At 40.5% G+C, this 1,206-nt stretch carries 2 protein-coding genes; both read right to left on the reverse strand.

What is annotated here, in order from left to right; genetic code table 11:
• A partial coding sequence (locus tag QUA00_RS36700; RefSeq protein WP_333413494.1) for a helix-turn-helix domain-containing protein occupies positions 1–281 on the reverse strand: 281 nt, incomplete at its 3' end.
• A gap of 89 nt (positions 282–370) precedes the next feature.
• Positions 371–1,012, reverse strand: coding sequence for an RNA ligase family protein (locus QUA00_RS36705; protein WP_333413495.1), 642 nt, complete (start codon positions 1,010–1,012; stop codon positions 371–373).
• Between the last annotated feature and the right edge of the window lie 194 nt (positions 1,013–1,206).

Genomic DNA, 1,206 nt, shown 5'->3' on the forward strand with positions numbered 1-1,206 from the left:
TGAACAATGTCTGATTCTTTCCATTTGGCTTTGACCCCTCTGCCTTTGGTTGACCATAATCCTCCCAAACCCATTTTTACCCACCGATGAATTACTTCTCTAATTGTTTGCTCCCTACACTTAAAATGAGCTGCAATCTCCTCTATATACCACCCCTGGGAGTTTAATCTAAGAATTTGCGCTCGCTCTTTTACTTTCTGAGAGACTGTTGTTGCTGTTCTCAATTCAAATAGTGTTCGGTCTTCTTCTTGATTGAGAAATACTCTTAAACCTGCGCCCATATTTGTTGATTTTGTAAATTAAATCTTGAGTGTTTACTTATTTTAACATGATTTGGTTTTTTTACGCCTACCTACTTATCAGTTTGATATTACTCCCAGTAATTTTCCCAATCATCCTTAAAAGCTTCCCGTAATCTCTGCATATACGCATCAGTCTTAATCTTCACCATCCACAGATTATTAGCATTGCGGCTTCCCTTGCACACAACACCTTCATCTACACCGTATTTCCCCTTGCGAACATCATCCATAAACTTGCCCGTCAGTTTGCCGCGATAAATCACTCGCGCAATATTTAATTTACCAAAATCCTGAATAAACCGATCGGGAACAACCATACCGCCCTCGGTTTCCACATCAAAAAGCACCAGTTGTTTGCGATCGTCCTTTTTGTGCCTTCCCGCAAACGAGTTAGCACCAAAAAACTCTGTAAACACAGTAATTTCAGGGCAGTGATACAGTTCGTTCTCTCGAAATATAGACTCTAAGGGACTAGCAAAGTCTCTTTTAAAAATTTCCGGTGCTTCTTCTAAACCTGGATGTGCAGCATTAAATTCTGCAATTCCCATCTCATCCAAATCAAATCTACTGCGGCGCGTACCAAAAGCATACCAACCAAGTTCAACTTCCCAAACCCAATGCAAATTAGTGCCATCGTACTTCTCAAAAGCTACACATTGTTCGTTAGGGCAATTTTTACTATCTGGAATTTTGGGATAGACAAGTAGCATAAGTCGTGCGTTAGCGAAGCTTGCAGAAGACGATCGCTCCGCAACAAAAAGACTATCCTCAGTTTACCCCATAACCGCTAAGGGGTTGCCATAACACGATCGCCATTTTTCCTGTACCGGGTGCATCTCACTTTGGCAAATGTGTCAAAAAAGAGATAAAATGAAAAAGCTAGTAAAATCGTTAAATAAAGATG

The sequence above is a fragment of the Microcoleus sp. T2B6 genome (genome assembly GCF_036700475.1).
In the GTDB taxonomy this organism is placed as follows: domain Bacteria; phylum Cyanobacteriota; class Cyanobacteriia; order Cyanobacteriales; family Microcoleaceae; genus Microcoleus.

Bases quoted from the DNA above. Each gene is read 5' to 3' on its own strand.
- QUA00_RS36705 (WP_333413495.1), bottom strand. From the start codon at position 1,012: ATGCTACTTGTCTATCCCAAAATTCCAGATAGTAAAAATTGCCCTAAC.